The sequence below is a fragment of the Pseudoalteromonas sp. NEC-BIFX-2020_015 genome, from assembly GCF_012952265.1.
Taxonomy (GTDB): Bacteria; Pseudomonadota; Gammaproteobacteria; order Enterobacterales; family Alteromonadaceae; genus Pseudoalteromonas; species Pseudoalteromonas neustonica.
This window is the reverse complement of record NZ_JABCJL010000014.1, coordinates 1-22413: the sequence shown is the minus strand read 5'-3', so window position 1 is coordinate 22413 and position 22413 is coordinate 1. Positions and strand designations below refer to the sequence as shown.

Below are 22413 nucleotides of genomic sequence, written 5' to 3'. Positions count from 1 at the left end.
TTAAAAAAACTAAAATAGTTGCTTTTTAACCATAATTTAGGATCAAAAAAAGCCACTAAAAAGTGGCTTTTATAATCTACTAATTACGGTATTAAATTAGTGATTTACTGCGGCACAAAACTTAACGCCTTATCCATCACTGATAAATCAGCTTGTTTTCCGTGGCCATTTTCCGATAAATGACGTCGAAAGCCACGGGCACCAGGCTGGCCCTGAAAAATACCCAGCATATGGCGCGCAATATGCCAAAAGTTGGCCCCTTGCTGCATCTCAGATTCAATATAATCATACATTGAACGCACTACATCATGGCGTGATTGAGTGAAATTACCGTCACCGTAAATCTTTTCATCAACTTCGCTGAGTATAAATGGGTTACTATATGCTTCTCTGCCAATCATAATACCATCAACATGAGCAAGGTGTGCTTGACTGTCAGCAATCGTTTTAACACCACCATTTAAACTTAAATGTAATTGCGGGTAGTCTTTTTTTAGCTGATAAACACGTGGGTAATCAAGTGGCGGTACTTCACGGTTTTCTTTAGGGCTTAAGCCTTTTAACCACGCTTTTCGTGCGTGAATAATAAAATCATCACAACCAACATTATGACTGGCCTCAATTAAAGCACATAAGAATTCATACGAATCTTGCTCATCAATACCTATACGGGTTTTAACTGTAACAGGGATATTAGCCTGCTCTTTCATTGCAGCTACGCAATCAGCAACAAGTTGCGGTTCACCCATTAAACATGCACCAAAACGACCATTTTGAACACGATCTGACGGACAACCCACATTAAGATTAATCTCGTCATAGCCACGCTCTGCGGCTAATTTTGCACACTGAGCAAGTGCTTTAGGATCTGACCCGCCCAACTGTAAAGCAACCGGTCCTTCATGCTCATTGAAATGCAGATAATCACCACGGCCAAATAAAATAGCACCAGTAGTTATCATTTCAGTATACAACACTGTGTGCTTTGTCATTTTACGATGAAAAGTACGGCAATGACGATCAGTCCAATCAAGCATCGGGGCCACAGAAAAGCGTCTATTCAAAGTAAAATCCTCAGGTAATTAATAACAGTTAGAGCTAAATAAAAGCCCCACATTTTACATAAATGCAGAGCTTCCATCAATCTTAAGCATTCAAATCAAAAAACATCGATCACAAACTTATGAAAACACCTGCAACCCGAAGTAATGAGCAATGCCATCTAATATATTCGTAACGGCAACTGATGTAAGAATCAATCCCATGATCCGACTAATAATGCTCGCGCCGCTATCACCTATTAACTTATGAACATGAGTCGCTAGCAATAATAAAACTAACACCACCGCAAGTACTGCAAGCATGACAGCTGAAGTAATTGATTGTTCGACCCATGTATACTCATTATTACGTGTCATAAGCACAGCCCCGAGCATTGCCCCAGGGCTAGCAATTGACGGAATTGCCAAAGGAAATATAGCCGTTGCCGTACTATCTCTCACACTTTTGATTTCGGTTTCAGGCTTACTTTCACCAAAAATCATAGATAGTGCAAACAAAAGTAGGACAATACCACCTGCAATCTGAAAAGCAGACAGTGGAATTTTGATTGCATTTAAAAGCAGCTCTCCCGCCAGAACAAAAAACAACAACACTACTGCAGAAACCGCAACAGCCTTGTAAGCTACTTTACGCTTAAACTGCTCACAGTCGCCACGCGTAGTAGCAATAAAAACAGGAACAGTGCCAATTGGATCGATAACCGCAAAAAAGAAGATAAATATCGCTAATAATTCATTCATTGCTAGACTTCCTAGAATAAAACTGTCTAATAAAAACGCTGCAAGTACAACACAGTATGTTAGTATATCACGGTAGCGTAAGGATAAGAGAATGATGAATATAGAGTCACTCGTTAGTAAAGCAAAACAAGTATGCGACAATCGTGGCGCCCGATTTACACCGATCCGTGAAAAAGTATTTCGCCTACTGGCTAGCGCCCAAGGCGGCGTTGGGGCTTATGATTTATTAGAACAACTTAAAATCACTGAGTCAGGGGCTAAACCTGCGACGATATATCGTGCATTAGACTTTTTAGCAGAACTAGGCTTTATCCACAAAATTGAAAGTACTAACGCATTTATGCTGTGTCATCATTTTGACCACATTCATCCTGTACAACTTTTAATATGTGATAAGTGCGGTTTTGTCAAAGAGTTACACTCAACTGTGATTTCACACGAACTTAACAGTCTTGCCGCCGAAAGCGAATTTACTGTATCAGGGCAAACAATAGAAGCCCATGGTATTTGTGGTTCATGTAAGGAATAATTAAGTGCAGAGCTCAAATTAGCCGCTACACTTTAATTTATAACAGCAGTATAAACTGCCAACTCAAGGGATAAGTAACAATGAATGTAGAGTTCATCAATCCTTTTTTAACGTCTCTGTTAAATGTACTAGGTACAATGGCTCAAACCGAATTAAAACCGGGTAAGCCTAGAATTAAAAAAGATGAAGTTGCCTGTGGTGATGTTTCAGGTTTAATAGGTATGGTAGGCCCGCAAACTAAAGGTTCATTTTCTATTACCTTTGATGAAAGCTTAGCGCTGACTATTATGGAACGTATGCTAGGTGAGCGCCCTGACTCAATTGACGAAGAAGTAACTGACATGGTTGGTGAAATAACCAACATGGTTACCGGTGGTGCAAAAAACCTACTGGGTGAAAAAGGTTATGACTTTGACATGGCCACACCTATAGTTGTATCTGGTAAAGGCCATACTATTACGCATAAAAGTGATGGTGCAAAAATACTCATCCCATTCACCTCTGATGCAGGTAATGCAAATATTGAAGTCAGTTTCGATAAAATATGAGTTGGTTACAAAAACAACTGGTTTTGAAGCCTCGCTCTCGAGGCTTTCATATTATTGATAATGAAATACTCACTCAACTCCCTGAAATCTCCCATTATAAAATTGGCTTACTCCACCTTTTTATTCAACACACTTCTGCCAGCTTAACGATTAATGAAAATGCTGATCCTACCGTACGTATGGATATGGAGAGTCATTTCAATAAGTTTGTACCCCAGTGCCAACCTTATTATCGTCATGATTATGAAGGTGATGACGATATGCCAGCACATATCAAAAGTAGTACCTTAGGGTGTGAGCTTACAATTCCTATTAATCAAGGATGTTTACAATTGGGGACATGGCAAGGCATTTATTTAGGTGAGCATCGCGACCATGGCGGCACAAGAAGACTTATAGCGACACTGCAAGGGCAAGTTTAAAGCCATCAGCCATCAGCCATCAGCCATCAGCCATCAGCCATCAGCCATCAGCCATCAGCCATCAAGAAAAGCATACAGTTCTGTAAGGTTTAAGATAATTTACTTAATAGAAGATTTTGATTTGTTTAATAAACATTGGAGCGGTACACGAGGCTCGAACTCGTGACCTCGACCTTGGCAAGGTCGCGCTCTACCAACTGAGCTAGTACCGCTTTATAAATTGTATGTTTAAAAATAATTCAACTTCTTATGGTTAGAAATTGGAGCGGTACACGAGGCTCGAACTCGTGACCTCGACCTTGGCAAGGTCGCGCTCTACCAACTGAGCTAGTACCGCATTAATTTTTAAATCGCTCCAATTTCTTTGGTTAGAAATTGGAGCGGTACACGAGGCTCGAACTCGTGACCTCGACCTTGGCAAGGTCGCGCTCTACCAACTGAGCTAGTACCGCATTAATTTTTAAATCACTCCAATTTCTTTGGTTAGAAATTGGAGCGGCACACGAGGCTCGAACTCGTGACCTCGACCTTGGCAAGGTCGCGCTCTACCAACTGAGCTAGTGCCGCATTTAAATAGTCAGTAATTCGTCCGTTGTCACGCGACTAGTCGCAGTGAACGTTCAGGCAACTGAGCTAGTGCCGTACTACATGTTTATTTCAAGCAACTTAAACACACTAACCCCGCTGGGGTTATCGTCTTAAGCGGGGCGGGATTCTACAATAATTCCATGTGTTTGCAAGTGTTTTTTACAATTTAAAGAATTTTTCTTGATAGACTTTTAATTCCATAATGGAATCTTTAATATCATCAAGAGCAAGGTGTGAGCCTTTTTTGTTCACTTGCGCTAAAACTTCAGGTTTCCAGCGTCGTGCGAGCTCTTTAATTGTACTGACGTCTAAATTGCGGTAATGAAAGTAATCTTCCAGTTCGCGCATGTATTTATTCATAAAGCGTCTATCTTGCCCTATCGAGTTACCGCACATAGGTGAGGCACCTGCTGGAACCCACAACTTTAAAAATGCCAATGTTTGCTCAACGGCATCTTGCTCTGTGAATTTACTCGTCTTACAACGAGCTGTTAGACCTGATTGACCGTGCTGGTTAGTGCACCATTCATCCATACCATCGAGCAACTCATCACTTTGATGAATTGCAATAGTTGGACCTTCGGCCAAGATGTTTAGCTCACTGTCGGTGACAACGGTGGCGATTTCGAGTATTTTGTCTGTACTTGGTTCTAGACCTGTCATTTCGAGGTCGAGCCAAATCAGATTTGATTTATGAAAAGACATAATTACCTTGCGGTGCTTTCCTTTAGATCTAACGCATTTAGATATATCATATTAGTATCATCAGTCGACCTAAAGCTTTTTTTTCAAAAAGCACGACATTTAACTAAGTTATGGGCCAAAAGTGGCAAAACAGAAGAAATTAAGTAAAGGTCAATCCCGTAGGATTAAGGCCAATCATGAAAAACGCTTATCTAATGCAGATTCTGCACCAGCCAAAAGTAAGGCTGATAAGTGGCAAACCGATAATTTAGGTGCGCCTGAAAATGCTGTAGTGATCAGTCGTTTTGGTCAACATGCCGATATTGAAACCGATGACGGTGACGTATTGCGCTGCAATATTCGCCGTACTGTTAAAGGTATTGTTTGTGGCGATGAAGTGCAATTTCGTCGCGCTAAAGTAAGTGAAGGTGATTTAGCCGGCGTTATTGAAGCAATGCATGAACGCCGTTCGCAGCTTACACGCCCTGATTTTTACGATGGTGTAAAAGTCATTGCCGCCAACATCGATCAAATTTTGATGGTGTCAGCAGTATTACCTGAATTTACCCCCAGTATTATCGACCGCTACCTTATTGCCTGTGAAGACATGGGCATAGAGCCTATTTTAGTGCTCAATAAAATAGACTTAATTGATGAGCAAGGGCTTGCCAATATTAATAAAATTTTGGATATTTATAGAGCACTTGATTACCAAGTGTTACTGGTTAGTAATATTACAGGCAAAGGTATTGATGAACTCAAAGATACTCTGGTCGATAAAAATAGCATTTTTGTTGGTCAAAGTGGTGTCGGTAAATCAACGCTCGTGAACACTGTATTACCTAATGCCGAAATACTTACCAAAGAAGTCTCTGAGAACAGCGGCCTTGGTCAACACACAACAACTGTGTCACGACTTCACCACTTACCTTCTGGCGGTAACTTAATTGATTCTCCTGGTATTCGTGAATTTGGCTTGTGGCATTTAGATGTAGAACGCGTTACTTGGTGTTTTAAAGAGTTTCGTGAGTTTATTGGTGGTTGTCGCTTTAGAGATTGTAAACATTTGAATGATCCTGGCTGTATAATTCGCCAAGCAATCGATGAAGGTGATATTTCACAGCTACGTTTTGATAGCTACCACAGAATTTTAGAAACTATGGCCGATGGCCGCGCCGGAGCGCGTGCTCCTCGTATTTAATTTTTAGGAAGAAACTTGTGAGTTTAGATAAATTCAAAATCGCAATGCAGTACGCAATGCCAAAACATTTTGTATCTCGTATGGTAGGTAAGTTAGCCGCGGCTAAAGCTGGTGCATTAACCACTACTTTGATCAAATTGTTTATTAAACAATATAAAATAGATATGAACGAAGCGCAGTATAGCGATCCGGCTCACTATAAAACCTTTAATGAGTTTTTTACTCGCCCATTAAAAGAAGGTGTGCGCCCATTAACAACCGATGATAGCATCATTACTCATCCCGTTGATGGTGCAATTAGCCAGCTAGGCGCTATCGTAGACGGTCAGCTTATTCAAGCTAAAGGACATGATTACAGCTTACAAGCGCTACTAGGTGGCTCTGAGCAGGATACAGCACCATTTTTAGGTGGCGAGTTCGCAACGATTTACCTTGCTCCGAAAGACTATCATCGTATTCATATGCCGATTGATGGCACCTTGAGCAAAATGATTTACGTTCCGGGTGATTTATTCTCAGTAAACCCACTGACCGCGCAAAATGTACCTAACTTATTTGCACGTAATGAGCGTGTAGTGGCGATTTTTGATACTGAAATTGGCCCTCTTGCTATGGTACTAGTGGGCGCAACAATTGTTGCCAGCATCGAAACCATTTGGGCTGGTACAGTTACCCCACCAGCAGGTAAAGATGTCTTTAGCTGGAATTACCCAACCTCAGGTGACAACAGCATTATCTTGAAAAAAGGCGATGAAATGGGCCGCTTTAAATTAGGCTCAACCGTTATTTTAGCCTGGGGTGCTAATAAAGCAGGTATTTTAGATGATCAAAAGCCGGAAACGGTAACGCGTATGGGCACACCATTTGCCGAGATTAATTGTTAATTGTTAATTGTTAATTATTAATCTTAAATAAAAACGCGGAAGACTAATTCAGTCATTCCGCGTTCTATTATTTCAAGCCTCTTCACAGCCACACTCCGTACACTGCGGCGCTTTACTTAATTTAAACTGCTGCTGCACTAAACCTAAGCCATCAAAGCGAACAAATTTACTTCCCTGATGATGACCTAAAATTACATTAACCGCTAATAATGCCTGCATTGAACCAATCACACCTAATAACGGACTTAACACACCAGCATTACTGCAGTTAAGCGTCTGTTCATCAGCGGTTCGTGGAAACACACAACCGTAACATGGGCTGTGTTGATCACGAAAATCAAAACACATTAGCTGTCCATCGGTTGCGATTGCTGCACCAGAAACCAAAGGGATAGCGAGCTTTAAACAAAAACGATTAACCACATAACGAGTATTAAAGTTATCACTGCAATCAAGCACTAGGGTTGCGTCTGTAAAAATCTGCTCGGCATTTTCAGCACTAAGCTGAATGTTTAAGGTGTTAATCGTAATTTGATTATTTAAGCTACTCAGTACTTTACCCGCCGCACTGACTTTCTGTTGCCCAAGGTGATTTACTTTATAAAGCACTTGGCGCTGTAAATTTGAAAGCTCAACGTTATCATCATCCAATAAAGTAAGCTTGCCAACGCCAGCAGCAGCTAAATACAACAAGGCAGGACTGCCTAAACCACCAGCGCCAATCACCACAACGTGAGCTGCCTTGAGCTTTAACTGCCCTTCAAGGCCAACTTCTTTAAGCATTAAATGGCGACTGTAACGCAACTGTTCTTTGTCAGATAAAGCGCCCTCGATTACCTCAGCCATCGCTGTTAATCGCCATTTGTAATTCTGCTATCGCCTGTTGATAATCACTTGCCTCTGTAATGGCTCTAACAACAGCCACACTGCCCACGCCAGTTGCTGCAACCTCACTCGCGCGTGCTAAATCAATGCCACCGATCGCCACTGTTGGGTAATCGCTCATTAACGGCACAAAGTGTTTTAGTTTTTCAAGACCTTGTATTTGCCCTGTCATATCTTTAGTGGTGGTTGGGTATATTGCCCCAAACGCCATATAACTAGGACGATAATTATGAGCACGAAGCATTTCATAAAACCCATGCGTCGAAAGTCCCAAACGTAGCCCAGCTTCTTTAATGGCGACTAAATTAGCCTCAAGCAAATCTTCTTGACCTAAATGTACACCGTACGCGCCATGCTTAATTGCTAACTGCCAGTGATCGTTTATATATACATGACCATCGTATTTTTTACCCAGCATCACCGCAGCAGCCACGGCATCATCAAGCTCACGCTCTGTACCTTGTTTCATTCTTAGCTGGACGGTTTTAATACCTTGCGCCAAGCATTTCTCTAACCAATCAACAGTATCAACAACGGCATATAAACCAAGCTGTTTGCTCTCACAAGCAGGAAAACCAGCAGCCATAGTAAATTCATTTGGCGCATCAAAGTCTAATTCGTCAGCAAGCCAACTCCCGGCTTCAATCACTTGTGGGTAATCATCAAGGTTTTCAGGGAAACACGTTTGTGCCACAGGGCCAATCCCTTCACCATAACGTACTGCGGCTTTTAAGCCTTGGTTGATATACGCTTTTGCTAAAATAAAGGCATCTTTTAAGGGGTATTGTTTTGCTAAACACGCCGCAATAACAGAGGCCATACTACAGCCAGTCCCATGGCTATGTGGTGTTTGAATTTTTTCATTGCCGAGCCAATACTCACTCCCCCCATCGGTGCTGCCATCGATACAATAATCAATACAATAACCGCTCGGGTAATCCCAATGACCGCCCTTGATCACCACGGCTTTTGCGCCCCAGCTTTGTAACTTTGCTGCGGCTTCTCTTACGGCGCTTGGTCCAATTAAATACACACCCGTTAACAGCTGCGTTTCGTGCGTATTCGGGGTGATCACATCTACCAGCGGCAATAAACATTCTTTAATTGCACTAACGGTGTCTTCTTCGGTAAGTAAATCACCACTGCTGGCAATCGCAACGGGGTCATACACTACTAAAGGCGGCACAGGCCAAGTACTTTGATAATGCTTAATATGTTCACTGACAAGTTGAATTTGCTGTACATTTGCTAACATGCCGATTTTAATTACTGCGGCTTTCATATCATGCTCAAGCGCAAGTAACTGCGATTCAATAACCTCTGTAGAAATAGGATTTAGTGCTTCAACGCCTAAACTATTTTGTGCAGTGAGTGCGGTAATTGCTGTACAGCCATGCACACCAAAGCTTTGCATCGCTTTAATATCAGCCTGAATACCTGCACCGCCACCTGAATCTGAGCCTGCAATTGTCCAAACAACCTGTTTCATAAACACATTTATCCTAAATTTTATCTTGATGCCAAAATGGCATACCCATTGTTGGTGTTGAAGGAGCCGCAACCTCTTTTTCAGGCATTGCTTTAGCCAAATAACCAAAACGTCCAGCTTCAACCGCAGCTTTAAATGCACAACTCATAGTGACAGGACAACCCGCCCCCGCAATGGCTGAATTTAATAATACCGCATCATACCCCATTTCGAGTGCTTGGCAGGCATGTGAGGGGAGACCAAGGCCCGCATCAACTATTAAAGTCAGCTCTGGCAATCGTTCTCGAATAGTTTTTAAATTATATTGATTTAACAGCCCTTTACCTGTGCCTATTGGCGCACCCCATGGCATTAACACTTCACACCCGGCCTGCGCTAAGCGCTGGCATAGCACTAAATCATCCGTGCAATACGGTAGCACTTTGAATCCTTCAGCTAAAAGGATTTTAGTCGCTTCAAGCAGTGCAAAGGGATCGGGTTGCAGGTTGTATTCGTCGCCGATTAACTCTAATTTAATCCAATCGGTGGCAAACACTTCTCGGCACATTTGCGCCAATGTAACCGCTTCTTTAACACTATGGCAACCTGCGGTGTTAGGTAATATTTTTAAGCCAGTGTCTTTTATTAATTGCCAAAAATCATCCCCCGCAGCAGCACTTTGCTGACGGCGCAAAGACACAGTGACAATCTGCGAACCAGACGCCTCAATCGACTCAGCCATAATCGCCGGTGAGGGATACAGTGCAGAGCCAATCAATAATCGACTATTAATCTGTTCGCCATAAATATTAAAACTGTCGTCGATACAATCTTTCATACTATCCCCCTTGAATTGGCGAGAGTAACTCAAGGCTATCACCTTCATTCAATTGTGTATCTGCACATAAGCTACGCGCGATAAAAACCCCATTTAATGCCACTGCAAATGGCTCTTTCGCGCCAAATTGGCTAAGCGCATCGAGTAACGTGTGCTTATCACTTAATACAAATGGCTGTCCATTTATCATTATATTCATAGTTTTATTCATCTTATTCGATTTTAGCTACGGCATCAGCCACTAGACTTGGCGCTAATAAATAACCATGGCGATACAGGCCATTAATGCTGATCACCTTACCTTGCTTGCTTACTTGTGGGCGGTTATCGTTAAATGCTGGGCGTAAACCAGTTTGAATATTTAACAGTCTCGCTTCAGCAAAACCACTGTGAACGGTGTATGCAGCAGAAAGTAACTCAAGCGTTGAACGCACTGTGGCTGGACCATTATCTTGTGATTCAATTTCGGTCGCGCCAATAACATATTCATGCTTAGGTTTAGGTGCAATATAAATGGGATAACGTGGATGCATTAGTCGTATGGGCCGAGTAAGTTTAACCTCAGGCGCATATAAACGCGCAACTTCACCACGGACTCCACGTAATTTACAACTGACGCTTTTTGCCCCAAGCCCTCGACAATCAATAATATAATCAAACGCGCCTTGTATACTTTCTGAATTTATATCAATTGTTTTACCAAATTCAAAACTCACGCCTCGTGCTTGTAGTGTTTTATAACTTGCCTGATAAAATGCTTGGTTATCAATTTGCCCTTCGCAAGGTAAATAAAGCCCTTGGTTAAAACGCCCAGATAACTCAGGTTCGAGTTCATTAATATGTGTACTGGTTAGTGAGTGAGCCTGATGCCCCAGCAAAGGTTTTAGGCGCTGAGCAAAGCTTTGTAAATCGCCTTTATCTTGCTGATGAGCAACCACTAATGTGCCCTGCTGTTGAAAAAACACCTCATCATCTAACTGCGCTAAAATAGCAGGCCAACGGGCTATCGAATCAAGCCCCATTAATGCTAAATCTTGTTCACATAAAACAGATTCTGCAAGTGGTGCAAGCATCGCCGCCGCAACACGGCCTGCACTATCAAGCGCTTGCTCATCACCCGCTTCAAATACAGTTACCTTATGCAGCATACTCAATTCAAGCGCCGCCAAACGCCCAGTTAAACCAAAACCTATTACCGCAATTTTGTAAGACATAATAACCTCTCAGCTATAAGCTGTAAGCCATAAGCGGTGCTCTGCTTACAACTTAAAGCTTATCGCTTACAACTAGCTTTTAAACCGCTTTATGGTAAATCTCTGAGCCAGTTTGTTTAAACTCGTCAGATTTAGCTTTCATCTCAGCTTCCACATCAACCATTTTTATTTCAATACTCTCACCAACATTGTTTGGATCGATACCTCTGGCTTCTAGGTCTTTGGCATATTCGCGCACTTCTTGGGTGATTTTCATTGAACAGAATTTTGGCCCACACATAGAGCAAAAATGCGCTACTTTTCCTGACTCTTGCGGTAGCGTTTCATCATGGTATTCGCGGGCGCGAACTGGGTCTAAACCAATATTAAATTGGTCATGCCAGCGGAACTCAAAACGCGCTTTTGACAATGCATTATCACGCTCTTGTGCTCCCGGGTGACCTTTTGCTAAATCTGCAGCATGGGCCGCTATTTTATAAGTGATCAGCCCTTCTTTTACGTCTTCTTTATTTGGCAGACCTAAATGCTCTTTGGGTGTTACGTAACACAACATTGCACAGCCATACCATGCAATTTGTGCCGCACCAATACCGGAGGTAATATGGTCATAACCTGGTGCAATGTCAGTTGTAAGCGGGCCAAGCGTATAAAATGGCGCTTCATCACAATGCTTAAGTTGCTCTTCCATGTTTTCTTTGATCATGTGCATTGGCACATGGCCTGGGCCTTCAATAAAGACTTGTACGTCGTGCTTCCATGCTATTTTTGTCAGCTCACCAAGTGTGCGCAATTCACTAAATTGTGCATCATCGTTGGCATCAGCAATTGACCCCGGACGCAGGCCATCACCTAATGAGAAACACACATCGTATTGCTTTAAAATCTCGCAGATATCTTCAAAATGCGTATAAAGAAAGTTTTCTTTATGGTGCGCTAAACACCACTTAGCCATAATTGAACCACCACGCGATACAATACCGGTAACACGCTTTGCCGTCATAGGTACATAGCGTAGTAAAACACCAGCGTGAATAGTAAAGTAATCTACGCCCTGCTCAGCTTGTTCAATTAGGGTGTCGCGGAAGATTTCCCATGTTAGGTCTTCTGCTACACCATTTACTTTTTCAAGTGCTTGATAAATTGGTACGGTACCAATTGGCACAGGCGAGTTACGTACTACCCACTCGCGGGTTTCGTGAATATAACGCCCTGTTGATAAATCCATTACGGTGTCAGCGCCCCAACGGGTTGACCACACCATTTTTTCAACTTCTTCTTCGATAGATGAACTTACTGATGAATTACCTATATTTGCGTTTACTTTCACTAAAAAGTTACGCCCTACTATCATCGGCTCGGTTTCAGGGTGGTTAATATTGTTTGGTAAAATTGCACGTCCGCGAGCAATTTCATCACGCACAAATTCAGGAGTAATAAACTCAGGAATGCTCGCGCCAAACGATTCACCTTTATGCTGCTGCGCTAATAACTCTTTTTGAATTTGCGCACGACCCATATTTTCGCGTACTGCGACATATTCCATTTCAGGGGTAATAATACCTTGGCGAGCATAATGCATTTGCGTGACGTTTTTACCCGCTTTAGCGCGACGAATTTTAGGTAAGTGTTCAAAACGAATGTGGTCAAGACCTTCGTCAGCCATACGTTGCTGTGAGAATTGTGATGTAACTGATTCCAGCACCTCGGTATCATCACGGCTTTCAATCCACTGCTCACGGTATTTATCAAGGCCTTTTCGCACATCAAGAGTGAAATCTGGGTCTGTGTATGGGCCCGATGTATCATAAACACGCAGTGGTGCATTTGACTCGTAAACTGGGTTTTCATCAGTGCCACCAATGAAAGTGTCGCTTAACGTAATTTCTCGCATACCAACGCGTACATTCTCTTGGGTACCTTGTACATACACTTTGTGTGAACTTGGAAATGGTTGCCCAGTCAGGTTATAAATATAATCTGATGCAGCCGCACGGGTTTCGCGGCGAGACGGTTTATTTGATGTATTTGACATGACTTACCTCATTGCTAAAGGGTTGTCTCGTCAGATATTGCAATGCAATAGAGAGTAGCAAATGCTACATGGATCGTAGATTGGTGTTACAAAAAAGCACTACCAACCTTGGCAGCCAGAGTACTTATACGCCAAACAGGCGCACAAGCACCCGTTTATGGCAGCTTGTTCCCTACGCAGGTGTTAGCCTGATCAGGTTCACGGATCCCGCTTTCGCGATCTCAGCCTTTGAGCTAAAACTCAAGGCACTCCGACAAGTAAAAATTCTATATATTGTTCGCTGACGAGTGTACGTCAGATGTAATTAGCCTGCAAGGGGTTAACTTGCAGGAATAAACGCAAATGTCTGTTCGCCATTTAAAACTAATTGTTGATTTTGGATTTGTAACGGCACACCCTGCTTCAACGCATTTAAAAATTGCTGCTCAAACGCATCTAACTCATCACCACATGATTTTCGGGTCATGCCTAACTTATTAACCGTTAAATGATTATCATCCAGCAAGCCTTCGCCAAAAAATTTATTGCAACCCGCAAAACCATTGACTTGCAACGCTTCAATAAAACTTAATGATGCAGTGTAAGATGTCGGGATCGCTAAACCATCAACATGTGATAGTTGCCACTTAGTGTATTTCAATTGCTCACTTGTGACTGTCCCTGTCGATGAGCAGCCAATACAAAAACCGATAACAAGCATCGGTATTGCTGCTAATTTCATGTGATTCTTAACCTAAAATTCAATCAACACATAGTAACAATAATTAACAGTTTTTACCGTTAATAATGCATGTTTTAAATGTAAAAAATTGTTCTAAGATAGTAAAAAACATTCGCACTAATGAATTATTCACTTTTAAATAGCTGATTAACTTGCTCTGGTAAAAATGGTCGCCCTTGCTCGTTGACACTAGTTCCTATTACTAATGCTTTAAGCATGACTTTATCATCACTTTTACGTATCACGGTTTGCCTAAATCCGAATTTTAATCTGCTAATACGCTCCGGCTCTACAGCAACATAAAACTCATCGCCAGGCACTAAAGACTGTTTATAGTCTATCTCACTACGCATAACCACTAAATTAATTTTATCTCGGGCAAGCTGCGCGAAATCAATGCCGTTGGCGTATAAAAATTCATGGCGAGCATGCTCTAAATAATTAAAATAAACACTGTTGTTTACTATACCCTGTAAATCACATTCATAGTCGCGCACTTTAAAGTCTACTTTAAATGTCATATTCGTAATCCTAATTATGTATACTGTGCGCGTTTATAACATATAGACACCCAAAAGTTGAATAACGACTTTAATGAGAATAGTTGTTATCATACAAGTCCCTGAAATGGAGTTAAGCAACCGAATGAAACTACGTCTGTCTTTAATTACCGCTGCGCTACTACCTTTATTAAGCGCCCCAGCTTTTGCTGAAGATACTGATCTTGAAAAAATACTTGTTACTGGGGACTTTCAAAAAGAAAGCATTCAAACCCTCAGTGCCAGCGCCAGTTTATTTAGCCAGCAAGAAATTAATGACCGAGGCGCTAACTTTTTAGATGAAATGTTGGCCAGTGCCGCTAATGTTAACTTTTCATCTGGTGCATCTCGCGGACGCTTTATCCAAATTCGTGGGGTTGGTCTGCGCTCACAATTCGTTGATCCAATTAACCCATCGGTTGGTTTAGTGATTGATGGCATTAACTATTCAGGTCTTGGTGGCAGCTCATTACTTTTTGATGTAAACCAAATTGAAATTTATCGCGGTCCACAAGGTACACGCTTTGGTGCTGATGGTTTGGGTGGGATGATCCAAATGGAATCAGCTGATCCTACATTTGATCCTAGCGTAAAGGTTCAACTAGGTGCTGGTAACTATAATAGCTACGAAGCAGGTATTGCTGCCGGCATTGGTATTACTGACAGCACTGCGGTACGCGCCAGTATTTACCAACGTGAATCTGATGGCTTTATGGATAATGAGTATTTAGGTAAGCCAACACAACAACAAGATGAAATGATCAGCCGCTTTAAGTTACACAGCCAATTAAGCGATCATTTACGTACTGAATTAAGCGTTCACTATATTGATATCAACAATGGCTATGACGCGTTTACGCTTGATAATAGCCGTAATAGTGTAGCGGATAGCCCAGGACAAGATAACCAAGAAAGTATTGCTGTAGGGCTTGCCAATATATATACCGGTTTTGATCTATTTGATGTGAGCTTAAACTTATCAGGTATAGACAGTGAACTACTATATAGCTTTGATGAAGACTGGGTGTGTAATGATACCAGTAAGCCAAAATTATGTGGTGCAGGATTACATGAACAAAGTTATAGCTACAAAGATGCATACTATCGTGATCGCAAAGATAAAACGGCAGAGCTGCAATTTAATGGAAAAGCCCAAGACTGGATTACCGGAATCTATTATCAAAACCGTAATGTAGGGCTTGATCGTCAACGTATAGAGAATTCTGATTTAGCTTTATTTAATTCTACTTATGAAGTTAGTAATGTTGCTGTTTATGGTCAATTAGCCACTCCAATAAATGCTAAAACAACATTGATTACTGGTCTACGTGTTGAAGAGCACAGTAGTGATTACAGTGACAGTAATGGGTTTATTGTGAGTAGTGATGATGTAATGGTCGGTGGTAAAGTAGCCCTTGAATATCAAGTAATTGATCGAACAATGATCTACACAAGTATTACTCGCGGCTACAAAGCTGGCGGCATTAACTCTGAAGCGCTCGCCAAAGCACAAGAGTTCGGCCTCGGCGCAGACTTTTTTCAACAACACACAACTTTTGATCCTGAGTACTTATGGAATGCCGAGTTCGGCGTTAAAGGCAGCTCATTGGATGACAAATTTGTACTGCGCTTAGCGGCATTTTATATGTACCGTGAAGACATGCAATTAAAGTCTTGGTTGGTAGAGGGTCAAAACTTTACTAGCTATTTTGATAATGCAGGATCTGGTGAGAACTACGGTCTAGAAATTGAAGGCAGCTACCAGCTAACCGATGATTTATTTTTTACTGGTAGTGTTGGTTATTTAGATACTAAGATCAATGATTATGTAGCTAGAACAAGCCTCTATTCACCTCCATTAGATCAAGACGGTCGTGAGCAAGCTCAAGCACCTAAATACCAGTACGCATTTACCGCTCGTTATAACTTTACTAATGAGTTATTTGCTACGGTAGGAATTGAAGGTAAAGACGACTATTACTTTTCTGATAGCCACAATTCACAAGCGTCCAATGTTAATCTAGTTAATTTTACTGCTGGATATGAGGCCGACCAATGGTCAATCCGCGCATGGGCCCGTAATGTATTTGATGAAGAAGCACCTACCCGCGGTTTTGAATTTGGTAACGATCCTCGTGATGGCTGGGTTACTCATACATATACACAGCAAGGCGAGCCTATGGTCGCTGGTGTTACCTTTATTTACGAATTATAGATAATAAGCTCTAGGGCGTGTTGACCTTTGTGGATTGAAATTTGTTCAATCTAGGGGCGATTTAATCGCGGCGCGAGGTTTGTAACCTAGCGGGCTAAGTAAAAACCGAGCAAAGCTTCCGCGTCCTGCTCACGCCCCTTACCTACATCCGTGTAGGTAACAAAGAGTCAATCGCCCCTAGGAAGAACCCTTTGGGCAGCGCATGTTTAGCATTTATACTGCGTTATCGCCTATTTATGGGGAACAACCACACTGCATAGGCGCTGCCTTGCCTAAATACCAAACATACTGCTGCAAAATTAATCACGAAAGGTCAACACGTCCTAGGTAGCTAGGCTCTAGAATTTTCTAGTACCTAGCTACCTTACTAGTCACGCTCTTTCAACATCAAACGCGATAACTTCTTTGATGCAATTTTTATCTGTCGCTAGCATCACTAATCTATCAATTCCTAATGCGACACCGGCACATTGTGGCAAGCCATGCTCAAGCGCGGCAATTAAACGCGTGTCTATAGGCACCGCAGTTAAGTTATTTGCATTACGGTACACATTGTCATCATTAAAGCGCTTTGCTTGCTCCTGTGCGTTTGTAAGCTCATTAAAGCCGTTTGCCAGCTCCATGTTCTGATAATAAAGCTCAAACCGCCCAGCAACTCTTGTATCATGCTCACAAATACTCGCCAGCGCAGCTTGTGATGCGGGAAAGTGATACACAAAACACGGTTTATCTTGGCCTATAGTCGGCTCTACTTTCATACAAAACAATAACTGCAATAATGTATCGCGATGCGTTTCATGCTTAGCTATATCGGCAAAGCCCTGCTCGCAGGCAATGTTTTGCAGTTGTGCAATTGTAGCTGTTAGCGGGTCGATCCCTAGCGCTTGCTCAAAAACCTGTTGATAGGTTAAACGTTTTGCAGGCTGCACATTTAAAATTAACTGTATCAGCTCATCCATTTCGTCCATTAAAGCAAATTCATCAAACCCCGGTCGGTACCACTCAAGCATAGTAAATTCTGGGTTATGATGATTGCCAGCTTCTTCATTACGAAATGCTTTACAGATTTGATAAATCGCGCCGCTGCCCGCAGCCAATAAACGCTTCATGGCAAATTCTGGGGATGTTTGTAAATACAAAGGTAAACCTTGCGCGTATCCTGGACCAATAAATTGCGTTTTGAAACTCGCTAAATGCACGTCAGTAACACTTGCACTACTTAAACTAGGTGTCTCAACCTCCATCACCTGACGCTGATAAAAAAACTCACGAATAGCTCGTAAGATTGTAGCTCGTTGCGCCAAAGTATTTACTTGTGCGCTTGGCTGCCAAAGATCGATTGACATATTTTCTCCAAAAAAAATCCCAGCTTAAAGCCAGGATTTAGTTAAGTCGTATTTTTAAAGCTTACTTAACACGGCTTACGTATTCACCGTTACGAGTGTCTACTTTAATAACTTCACCAATTTGCACGAATAAAGGAACACGTACGACTGCGCCAGTGCTTAAGGTCGCTGGTTTACCACCAGTACCCGCCGTATCACCCTTAAGGCCAGGATCTGTTTCTGTGATCTCAAGCTCTACAAAATTAGGCGCAGCAACAGCAATTGGGCTGCCATTCCATAACGTAATAGTACATACGTCATTTTCAACTAACCACTTAACAGTATCGCCAAGTGCTTTTTCATCTGCAGCAATTTGCTCAAATGTTTCGTTGTTCATGAAATGCCAAAACTCACCATCAGTGTAAAGATACGCAAGATCGGTATCCATTACATCAGCACCTTCAACTGACTCACCCGATTTAAAGGTTTTTTCAAGTACTTTACCTGAAATAAGCTTACGAATACGAACACGGTTAAACGCTTGTCCTTTACCAGGTTTTACCATTTCATTTTCTAAGATACTGCAAGGCTCGCCGTCCATCATAATTTTTAGGCCGCCCTTGAACTCGTTGGTGCTATAATTCGCCATCGTTTCCTCTATCTAATAATTTTTCGAGTAATTTACGTGCCAATGATACAAAGAAATGAAGCAAATTTGCATAAAAACTGGCAAAAAGAATTAGCAAATGTCGTTACTTGCCCAAAAGTACTATTAGAAATGCTTGGCTTATCAAGCCAAGTCCATGAAAACGACATAAAAGCTCGCAGTTTATTCCCTGTTCGTGTGCCTGTCCCTTTTATAAAAAAAATGCGCCATGGTGATGTAAATGACCCTCTTTTATTACAAGTCATGCCACGCCACCAAGAATTCATTGCAAAAACAGGCTTCAATAAAGATCCCTTAGAAGAACAAGATAACAAACAACCTGGGCTATTACACAAGTATCGTTCTCGTGTTTTAGTGATGTTTAAAACAGGCTGCGCTGTAAATTGCCGTTACTGTTTTCGTCGCCACTTTCCGTATCAAGAGAACCAACTAAACAAACGCAGTTTAATTGAAGCACTCGATTACATTAAATCGGACGCAAATATTAACGAGGTGATTTTAAGTGGTGGCGATCCATTAATGGCCAAAGACGATGCAATTTGTTGGTTTATGGATGAACTTGAACAATTACCACAAATTAAGCGGATGCGAATTCACAGCCGTTTACCTGTTGTGATCCCATCTCGGGTTACTGATGAACTATGCCAGCGCTTGGCTGACTCACCGCTAAAGATTATATTTATCAATCATATTAATCATGCAAACGAGATCGATAGTGAATTTAAAACAGCTATGCAAAAGTTAAAAAAATCAGGTGTTACATTACTTAATCAAGCTGTGATTTTAAAAGATGTAAATGATAGTGCTCAGGCTCAGATTGATTTAAGCGAAGCATTATTTGATGCCGATGTACTACCTTACTACTTATACCTGTTAGACAAAGTTGAAGGTGCGAGCCACTTTGATATCAAAGAAGAGCAGGCGCGCAAGATTATGGGCGAAATGCTACTTGCATTACCCGGATTTTTAGTGCCCAAACTGGTGCGCGAGATCGGTGGGCAACAAAGTAAAACCCCTATCGATCTCAAGCTTATATAAACGTAGAGTCTATACGTATACGTTTACGTTATTACCCAGCGATGCTGTTACCGACTTAGCAGGCGTTTGTGCTGCGCTAGAGCTTGCTGCACCTTCAATTAAGGCTAATGCCGCGGCGCCATCAGCTTGTTGCTGCTTTTTAGCTAAAGCAGCGCTGTATACTTCGCCGCTTTGTGCTGTGCCACTCATGGCTGGTAAACTTCCACCTGATATATTCATAGTTCAATACCTGACTTTTATATGCAATCCACGTAATATATCGGCATCGCAGTTTAAAGCTTTAGGAAAAAAATGGATTCAATTATTGAGCAACTAAATGAAAACTTAAAAGTTGTTTATCGTCAATCACTTGATGCCGATAAAAGATTAGATGAGCTTCAACAACAAGGCCACGGTAAATTTAAGGCTCTCTTCCCAGCCGATGCAGGCTTTGATTTTGAAGCTAAGCGCTTCAAACCATACGTACTTGATGTTGCAGCTGATGTCGAAAGCTTAAGTAGCGATGGCTTTAGTGAAGAAAAATTAAAAACAACCGTGATTAAATTACAACAAATATTGCAATTATTAACAACGTTTAAATAATAACTAAAGGCACTAATACTTGAATATTCGTGCCTTTTAAATTTACTTATTGAGGCACAACTGCTGGAATTAATTCTTTTTTAAACCAATCTGTTAGCAAACGCTTATCGTAATAAAATGCATCATCACGACCCGTTTTAATTTTATCCATAAAACCCATATCTTTTAACGATACTTTGTCACTTTCAGTCAAAATCTTTCCATTTTTATCTGTCACAGAGTATGTAAACTCAATACGTGGAAAGTAGATAGGTTTTATAATACGTAACTCATTCATACCACCAAAACGAACATCTCCGGCTAAATCTAGCTCCGTTACTTCTACATTAAACTTATAGCCTTCAGGTAAATTTTCGGCTAGCTTAGTAAAATGCTTTTCAAAACTCGATGCTACGCGTTTATGAAAAGACCCTCTCACTTCATTTGATGGACGAACATCACGATAATCATTAAAATCTTGCCACTTAACTACGGCCTCACCTGCTTGGGCAAACACAGGTAGTGCGACTAAGAAAGTAAGTGCAATTTTTTTGACCATATTCATAATTTTCTCCAATAGGTAACTAACCAAATATAAGTAAGATACTAGCAGTAACGACTTAACTATAGCTTAATATATGCACATTAAGTTGTTATCATTTACATCAATTGTGTAATCAAATATACCTCTATTCACCAAAAAGATATACATATCAAATAAACGGACTAAATTTAACGATAGCGCATGCAATTCATCACTATATATGATGGAATTACGTCACTTAAAAGCTTGCCCTATATGGAGATTACATGACAATTTTAGTAACAGGTGGTGCTGGGTATATTGGCTCGCACACAGTATTAGAGCTTCTACAGCAGGGTAATAACGTCGTCGTTATTGATAATTTAAGCAACTCGTCAAAAGAATCGCTTACAAGAGTAAAAAACATAACAGGTAAAGAGATCACTTTTTATCAAGGTGACATTCTCGATAAGGCGTTTTTAGCTAATGTGTTTTCAAAGCATACTATTAAGAGTGTTATTCACTTTGCAGGACTGAAAGCTGTAGGTGAATCTGTAGTAAAGCCTATCGAGTATTATCAAAATAATGTGCAAGGTACACTTACCCTTGTAGATGCTATGCGAGATGCTGGTGTTTTTAAACTCGTCTTTAGCTCATCCGCAACAGTATATGGTGATCCAGCGAGCTTACCTATTCGTGAAGATTTCCCAGTAGGTGGCACAACAAATCCATACGGTACATCAAAACTCATGGTGGAAATGATGCTGCAAGATATAGCAAAATCAGATGAACGCTTCGCCTTTGCTATACTGCGTTACTTCAACCCCGTTGGCGCACATGAATCTGGTCTGATTGGCGAAGACCCTAATGGTATCCCAAATAATCTACTCCCTTATATTTCACAAGTTGCTGTTGGTAAATTAAAACAGTTGGGCGTATTTGGTGATGATTATGACACCGTTGATGGTACTGGTGTACGCGATTATATTCATGTTGTTGACTTAGCTCTTGGCCATTTAAAAGCATTGAATAAAATTAATCAAGATACTGGTGCACATGTATACAACCTTGGGACAGGTAATGGTTACTCTGTACTACAAATGCTCAATGCGTTCAGTAAAGCCTGTGGAAAAGAAGTTCCCTATCAAGTGTCTCCACGCCGCCCTGGTGATATAGCATCTTGTTATGCTGCACCTGAAAAAGCACTCACTGAGCTTAATTGGCAAGCAGAACGTGGACTAGAGGTAATGATGCAAGACGCGTGGCGCTGGCAAAACAATAACCCCAACGGATATAAATAAGCTTTCTTATACCAATCTGGATAGATATGGGGTCTATTTAATGACAAGAAAATTGCGCTATAACTAGGCAAAAATTTTTATATCTAGTTAAAAATTTTTAACGACGTTATAGCGTGATTTAATTCGTTAAATTGTTCAAATATTTATGCAGATTGGTACCAGTACTATGTAGGTCGTGATTTATCGCGACAACCGATATATGGGGGTGTACTGCTTTCAGATGAGCGCCTGAGCGACACTCGCCACCTTGCACCTTGCTCGCTGTTTCACTTTCCTGCAGACGTAAAAAAGCCCGACTCATTGAGTCGGGCTTTCTTTATTTGGAGCCTGGCGATGACCTACTTTCACATAACAAATGCTACACTATCATCGGCGCTGTTTCGTTTCACTACTGAGTTCGGCATGGGATCAGGTGGGTCCAAAACGCT

At 41.4% G+C, this 22413-nt stretch carries 24 protein-coding genes, 4 tRNA genes, 1 rRNA gene and 1 riboswitch; of the genes, 9 read left to right on the top strand and 20 right to left on the bottom strand.

The annotated features are described in order from the left end of the window. Positions 1–104: 104 nt before the first annotated feature. Together dusA and HH219_RS11885 are read right to left on the bottom strand one after the other, a co-directional pair. A complete protein-coding gene (gene dusA / locus HH219_RS11890; protein ID WP_082355727.1) occupies positions 105–1064 on the bottom strand; it encodes a tRNA dihydrouridine(20/20a) synthase DusA in 960 nt (319 codons plus the stop codon). A 117-nt stretch (positions 1065–1181) separates the two neighbouring features. Next, positions 1182–1802 carry a MarC family protein gene (locus HH219_RS11885; RefSeq protein WP_054202988.1) on the bottom strand — a complete coding sequence of 207 codons (621 nt, stop codon included), beginning with the start codon at positions 1800–1802 and terminating at the stop codon, positions 1182–1184. A gap of 94 nt (positions 1803–1896) precedes the next feature. Here HH219_RS11885 and HH219_RS11880 point away from each other — a divergent pair, with 94 nt between their 5' ends. The 3 genes from HH219_RS11880 (at position 1897) to HH219_RS11870 (ending at position 3301) form a co-directional block, all read left to right on the top strand. Next, a complete protein-coding gene (locus HH219_RS11880; RefSeq protein ID WP_054203182.1) occupies positions 1897–2331 on the top strand; it encodes a transcriptional repressor in 435 nt (144 codons plus the stop codon). Positions 2332–2411: 80 nt separating this feature from the next. Continuing rightward, positions 2412–2879 (top strand): chemotaxis protein CheX, encoded by a 468-nt coding sequence (locus tag HH219_RS11875; RefSeq protein ID WP_054202987.1) that lies wholly within the window; start codon positions 2412–2414, stop codon positions 2877–2879. Further along, entirely contained in the window at positions 2876–3301 is a 426-nt protein-coding gene (locus tag HH219_RS11870) for a secondary thiamine-phosphate synthase enzyme YjbQ (protein WP_054202986.1), read from the top strand. The genes HH219_RS11875 and HH219_RS11870 overlap by 4 nt, the downstream gene beginning before the upstream one ends. Before the next feature lie 136 nt (positions 3302–3437). On the opposite strand, the gene HH219_RS11865 is transcribed toward HH219_RS11870, so the two are convergent. The 5 genes from HH219_RS11865 to orn all read right to left on the bottom strand — a co-directional run bounded on the left by HH219_RS11865 (position 3438) and on the right by orn (position 4594). Next, positions 3438–3513 (bottom strand) — tRNA-Gly (locus HH219_RS11865). A 49-nt stretch (positions 3514–3562) separates the two neighbouring features. Beyond that, a tRNA-Gly gene (locus tag HH219_RS11860) sits at positions 3563–3638 on the bottom strand. Positions 3639–3677: 39 nt separating this feature from the next. After that, positions 3678–3753: transfer RNA gene (locus tag HH219_RS11855), tRNA-Gly, on the bottom strand. Between the two features lie 39 nt (positions 3754–3792). After that, a tRNA-Gly gene (locus HH219_RS11850) sits at positions 3793–3868 on the bottom strand. 180 nt (positions 3869–4048) lie between these two features. Next, a complete protein-coding gene (gene orn / locus HH219_RS11845) occupies positions 4049–4594 on the bottom strand; it encodes an oligoribonuclease (RefSeq protein ID WP_169327574.1) in 546 nt (181 codons plus the stop codon). Positions 4595–4715: 121 nt separating this feature from the next. Between orn and rsgA the strand changes: the two genes are divergently transcribed. Continuing rightward, positions 4716–5774, top strand: coding sequence for a small ribosomal subunit biogenesis GTPase RsgA (gene rsgA, locus HH219_RS11840; protein ID WP_054202984.1), 1059 nt, complete (start codon positions 4716–4718; stop codon positions 5772–5774). 17 nt (positions 5775–5791) lie between these two features. Then, the gene (gene asd / locus HH219_RS11835; RefSeq protein WP_349251619.1) at positions 5792–6658 is read left to right on the top strand and encodes an archaetidylserine decarboxylase; all 867 of its coding nucleotides are present in this window, start codon (positions 5792–5794) and stop codon (positions 6656–6658) included. Between the two features lie 72 nt (positions 6659–6730). On the opposite strand, the gene HH219_RS11830 is transcribed toward asd, so the two are convergent. The 8 genes from HH219_RS11830 to HH219_RS11795 all read right to left on the bottom strand — a co-directional run bounded on the left by HH219_RS11830 (position 6731) and on the right by HH219_RS11795 (position 14337). Further along, positions 6731–7504, bottom strand: a complete 774-nt coding sequence (locus tag HH219_RS11830) for a HesA/MoeB/ThiF family protein (RefSeq protein WP_169327573.1) — start codon at positions 7502–7504, stop codon at positions 6731–6733. Further along, positions 7497–9032: a thiamine phosphate synthase gene (gene thiE / locus HH219_RS11825; RefSeq protein WP_169327572.1), complete on the bottom strand. Its 1536-nt coding sequence runs from the start codon at positions 9030–9032 to the stop codon at positions 7497–7499. The genes HH219_RS11830 and thiE overlap by 8 nt, the downstream gene beginning before the upstream one ends. Positions 9033–9045: 13 nt before the next feature. Continuing rightward, the gene (locus tag HH219_RS11820) at positions 9046–9849 is read right to left on the bottom strand and encodes a thiazole synthase (RefSeq protein ID WP_054455861.1); all 804 of its coding nucleotides are present in this window, start codon (positions 9847–9849) and stop codon (positions 9046–9048) included. A gap of 1 nt (position 9850) precedes the next feature. Beyond that, positions 9851–10048 (bottom strand): sulfur carrier protein ThiS, encoded by a 198-nt coding sequence (gene thiS, locus HH219_RS11815; RefSeq protein ID WP_054203180.1) that lies wholly within the window; start codon positions 10046–10048, stop codon positions 9851–9853. A 13-nt stretch (positions 10049–10061) separates the two neighbouring features. Then, on the bottom strand, positions 10062–11063 hold the full coding sequence (locus HH219_RS11810) for an FAD-dependent oxidoreductase (RefSeq protein ID WP_169327571.1): 1002 nt from the start codon (positions 11061–11063) through the stop codon (positions 10062–10064). A 79-nt stretch (positions 11064–11142) separates the two neighbouring features. After that, the gene (thiC, locus tag HH219_RS11805; protein ID WP_054202979.1) at positions 11143–13095 is read right to left on the bottom strand and encodes a phosphomethylpyrimidine synthase ThiC; all 1953 of its coding nucleotides are present in this window, start codon (positions 13093–13095) and stop codon (positions 11143–11145) included. Positions 13096–13247: 152 nt separating this feature from the next. Then, positions 13248–13358, bottom strand: a riboswitch (TPP riboswitch). 56 nt (positions 13359–13414) lie between these two features. After that, positions 13415–13816, bottom strand: a complete 402-nt coding sequence (locus HH219_RS11800; RefSeq protein WP_064435819.1) for an META domain-containing protein — start codon at positions 13814–13816, stop codon at positions 13415–13417. A 125-nt stretch (positions 13817–13941) separates the two neighbouring features. Continuing rightward, entirely contained in the window at positions 13942–14337 is a 396-nt protein-coding gene (locus HH219_RS11795; RefSeq protein ID WP_054202978.1) for an acyl-CoA thioesterase, read from the bottom strand. Positions 14338–14461: 124 nt separating this feature from the next. Here HH219_RS11795 and HH219_RS11790 point away from each other — a divergent pair, with 124 nt between their 5' ends. Continuing rightward, positions 14462–16570 (top strand): TonB-dependent receptor, encoded by a 2109-nt coding sequence (locus HH219_RS11790; RefSeq protein WP_169327615.1) that lies wholly within the window; start codon positions 14462–14464, stop codon positions 16568–16570. A 371-nt stretch (positions 16571–16941) separates the two neighbouring features. On the opposite strand, the gene epmA is transcribed toward HH219_RS11790, so the two are convergent. Then, on the bottom strand, positions 16942–17916 hold the full coding sequence (gene epmA, locus HH219_RS11785; RefSeq protein WP_169327570.1) for an elongation factor P--(R)-beta-lysine ligase: 975 nt from the start codon (positions 17914–17916) through the stop codon (positions 16942–16944). Positions 17917–17977: 61 nt separating this feature from the next. Beyond that, positions 17978–18544 (bottom strand): elongation factor P, encoded by a 567-nt coding sequence (efp, locus tag HH219_RS11780; RefSeq protein WP_054202975.1) that lies wholly within the window; start codon positions 18542–18544, stop codon positions 17978–17980. Positions 18545–18586: 42 nt separating this feature from the next. Between efp and epmB the strand changes: the two genes are divergently transcribed. After that, entirely contained in the window at positions 18587–19600 is a 1014-nt protein-coding gene (epmB, locus tag HH219_RS11775; RefSeq protein WP_169327569.1) for an EF-P beta-lysylation protein EpmB, read from the top strand. A 9-nt stretch (positions 19601–19609) separates the two neighbouring features. Here the strand turns inward: epmB and HH219_RS11770 are convergent, their stop codons facing one another. After that, positions 19610–19819, bottom strand: a complete 210-nt coding sequence (locus HH219_RS11770) for a hypothetical protein (protein WP_169327568.1) — start codon at positions 19817–19819, stop codon at positions 19610–19612. A gap of 72 nt (positions 19820–19891) precedes the next feature. Between HH219_RS11770 and HH219_RS11765 the strand changes: the two genes are divergently transcribed. Beyond that, entirely contained in the window at positions 19892–20182 is a 291-nt protein-coding gene (locus HH219_RS11765) for a prephenate dehydrogenase (RefSeq protein WP_169327567.1), read from the top strand. A 46-nt stretch (positions 20183–20228) separates the two neighbouring features. Here the strand turns inward: HH219_RS11765 and HH219_RS11760 are convergent, their stop codons facing one another. Continuing rightward, positions 20229–20726, bottom strand: a complete 498-nt coding sequence (locus HH219_RS11760; RefSeq protein WP_169327566.1) for a DUF3016 domain-containing protein — start codon at positions 20724–20726, stop codon at positions 20229–20231. Positions 20727–20971: 245 nt separating this feature from the next. Between HH219_RS11760 and galE the strand changes: the two genes are divergently transcribed. Next, complete coding sequence (gene galE / locus HH219_RS11755; protein ID WP_169327565.1) at positions 20972–21985, top strand: UDP-glucose 4-epimerase GalE; 1014 nt, start codon at positions 20972–20974, stop codon at positions 21983–21985. Between the two features lie 325 nt (positions 21986–22310). On the opposite strand, the gene rrf is transcribed toward galE, so the two are convergent. After that, positions 22311–22413 (bottom strand): 5S ribosomal RNA (gene rrf / locus HH219_RS11750); the annotation flags it as partial.

What these genes read in the sequence shown, in the direction of transcription:
- HH219_RS11885 (WP_054202988.1), bottom strand. Translation starts at nt 1,802, where the DNA reads ATGAATGAATTATTAGCGATATTTATCTTCTTTTTTGCGGTTATCGAT.
- HH219_RS11880 (WP_054203182.1), top strand. Translation starts at nt 1,897, where the DNA reads ATGAATATAGAGTCACTCGTTAGTAAAGCAAAACAAGTATGCGACAAT.
- HH219_RS11875 (WP_054202987.1), top strand. Translation starts at nt 2,412, where the DNA reads ATGAATGTAGAGTTCATCAATCCTTTTTTAACGTCTCTGTTAAATGTA.
- HH219_RS11870 (WP_054202986.1), top strand. Translation starts at nt 2,876, where the DNA reads ATGAGTTGGTTACAAAAACAACTGGTTTTGAAGCCTCGCTCTCGAGGC.
- orn (WP_169327574.1), bottom strand. Translation starts at nt 4,594, where the DNA reads ATGTCTTTTCATAAATCAAATCTGATTTGGCTCGACCTCGAAATGACA.
- HH219_RS11830 (WP_169327573.1), bottom strand. Translation starts at nt 7,504, where the DNA reads ATGGCTGAGGTAATCGAGGGCGCTTTATCTGACAAAGAACAGTTGCGT.
- thiE (WP_169327572.1), bottom strand. Translation starts at nt 9,032, where the DNA reads ATGAAACAGGTTGTTTGGACAATTGCAGGCTCAGATTCAGGTGGCGGT.
- HH219_RS11820 (WP_054455861.1), bottom strand. Translation starts at nt 9,849, where the DNA reads ATGAAAGATTGTATCGACGACAGTTTTAATATTTATGGCGAACAGATT.
- thiS (WP_054203180.1), bottom strand. Translation starts at nt 10,048, where the DNA reads ATGAATATAATGATAAATGGACAGCCATTTGTATTAAGTGATAAGCAC.
- HH219_RS11810 (WP_169327571.1), bottom strand. Translation starts at nt 11,063, where the DNA reads ATGTCTTACAAAATTGCGGTAATAGGTTTTGGTTTAACTGGGCGTTTG.
- thiC (WP_054202979.1), bottom strand. Translation starts at nt 13,095, where the DNA reads ATGTCAAATACATCAAATAAACCGTCTCGCCGCGAAACCCGTGCGGCT.
- HH219_RS11800 (WP_064435819.1), bottom strand. Translation starts at nt 13,816, where the DNA reads ATGAAATTAGCAGCAATACCGATGCTTGTTATCGGTTTTTGTATTGGC.
- HH219_RS11795 (WP_054202978.1), bottom strand. Translation starts at nt 14,337, where the DNA reads ATGACATTTAAAGTAGACTTTAAAGTGCGCGACTATGAATGTGATTTA.
- HH219_RS11790 (WP_169327615.1), top strand. Translation starts at nt 14,462, where the DNA reads ATGAAACTACGTCTGTCTTTAATTACCGCTGCGCTACTACCTTTATTA.
- epmA (WP_169327570.1), bottom strand. Translation starts at nt 17,916, where the DNA reads ATGTCAATCGATCTTTGGCAGCCAAGCGCACAAGTAAATACTTTGGCG.
- efp (WP_054202975.1), bottom strand. Translation starts at nt 18,544, where the DNA reads ATGGCGAATTATAGCACCAACGAGTTCAAGGGCGGCCTAAAAATTATG.
- epmB (WP_169327569.1), top strand. Translation starts at nt 18,587, where the DNA reads ATGATACAAAGAAATGAAGCAAATTTGCATAAAAACTGGCAAAAAGAA.
- HH219_RS11770 (WP_169327568.1), bottom strand. Translation starts at nt 19,819, where the DNA reads ATGAATATATCAGGTGGAAGTTTACCAGCCATGAGTGGCACAGCACAA.
- HH219_RS11765 (WP_169327567.1), top strand. Translation starts at nt 19,892, where the DNA reads ATGGATTCAATTATTGAGCAACTAAATGAAAACTTAAAAGTTGTTTAT.
- HH219_RS11760 (WP_169327566.1), bottom strand. Translation starts at nt 20,726, where the DNA reads ATGAATATGGTCAAAAAAATTGCACTTACTTTCTTAGTCGCACTACCT.
- galE (WP_169327565.1), top strand. Translation starts at nt 20,972, where the DNA reads ATGACAATTTTAGTAACAGGTGGTGCTGGGTATATTGGCTCGCACACA.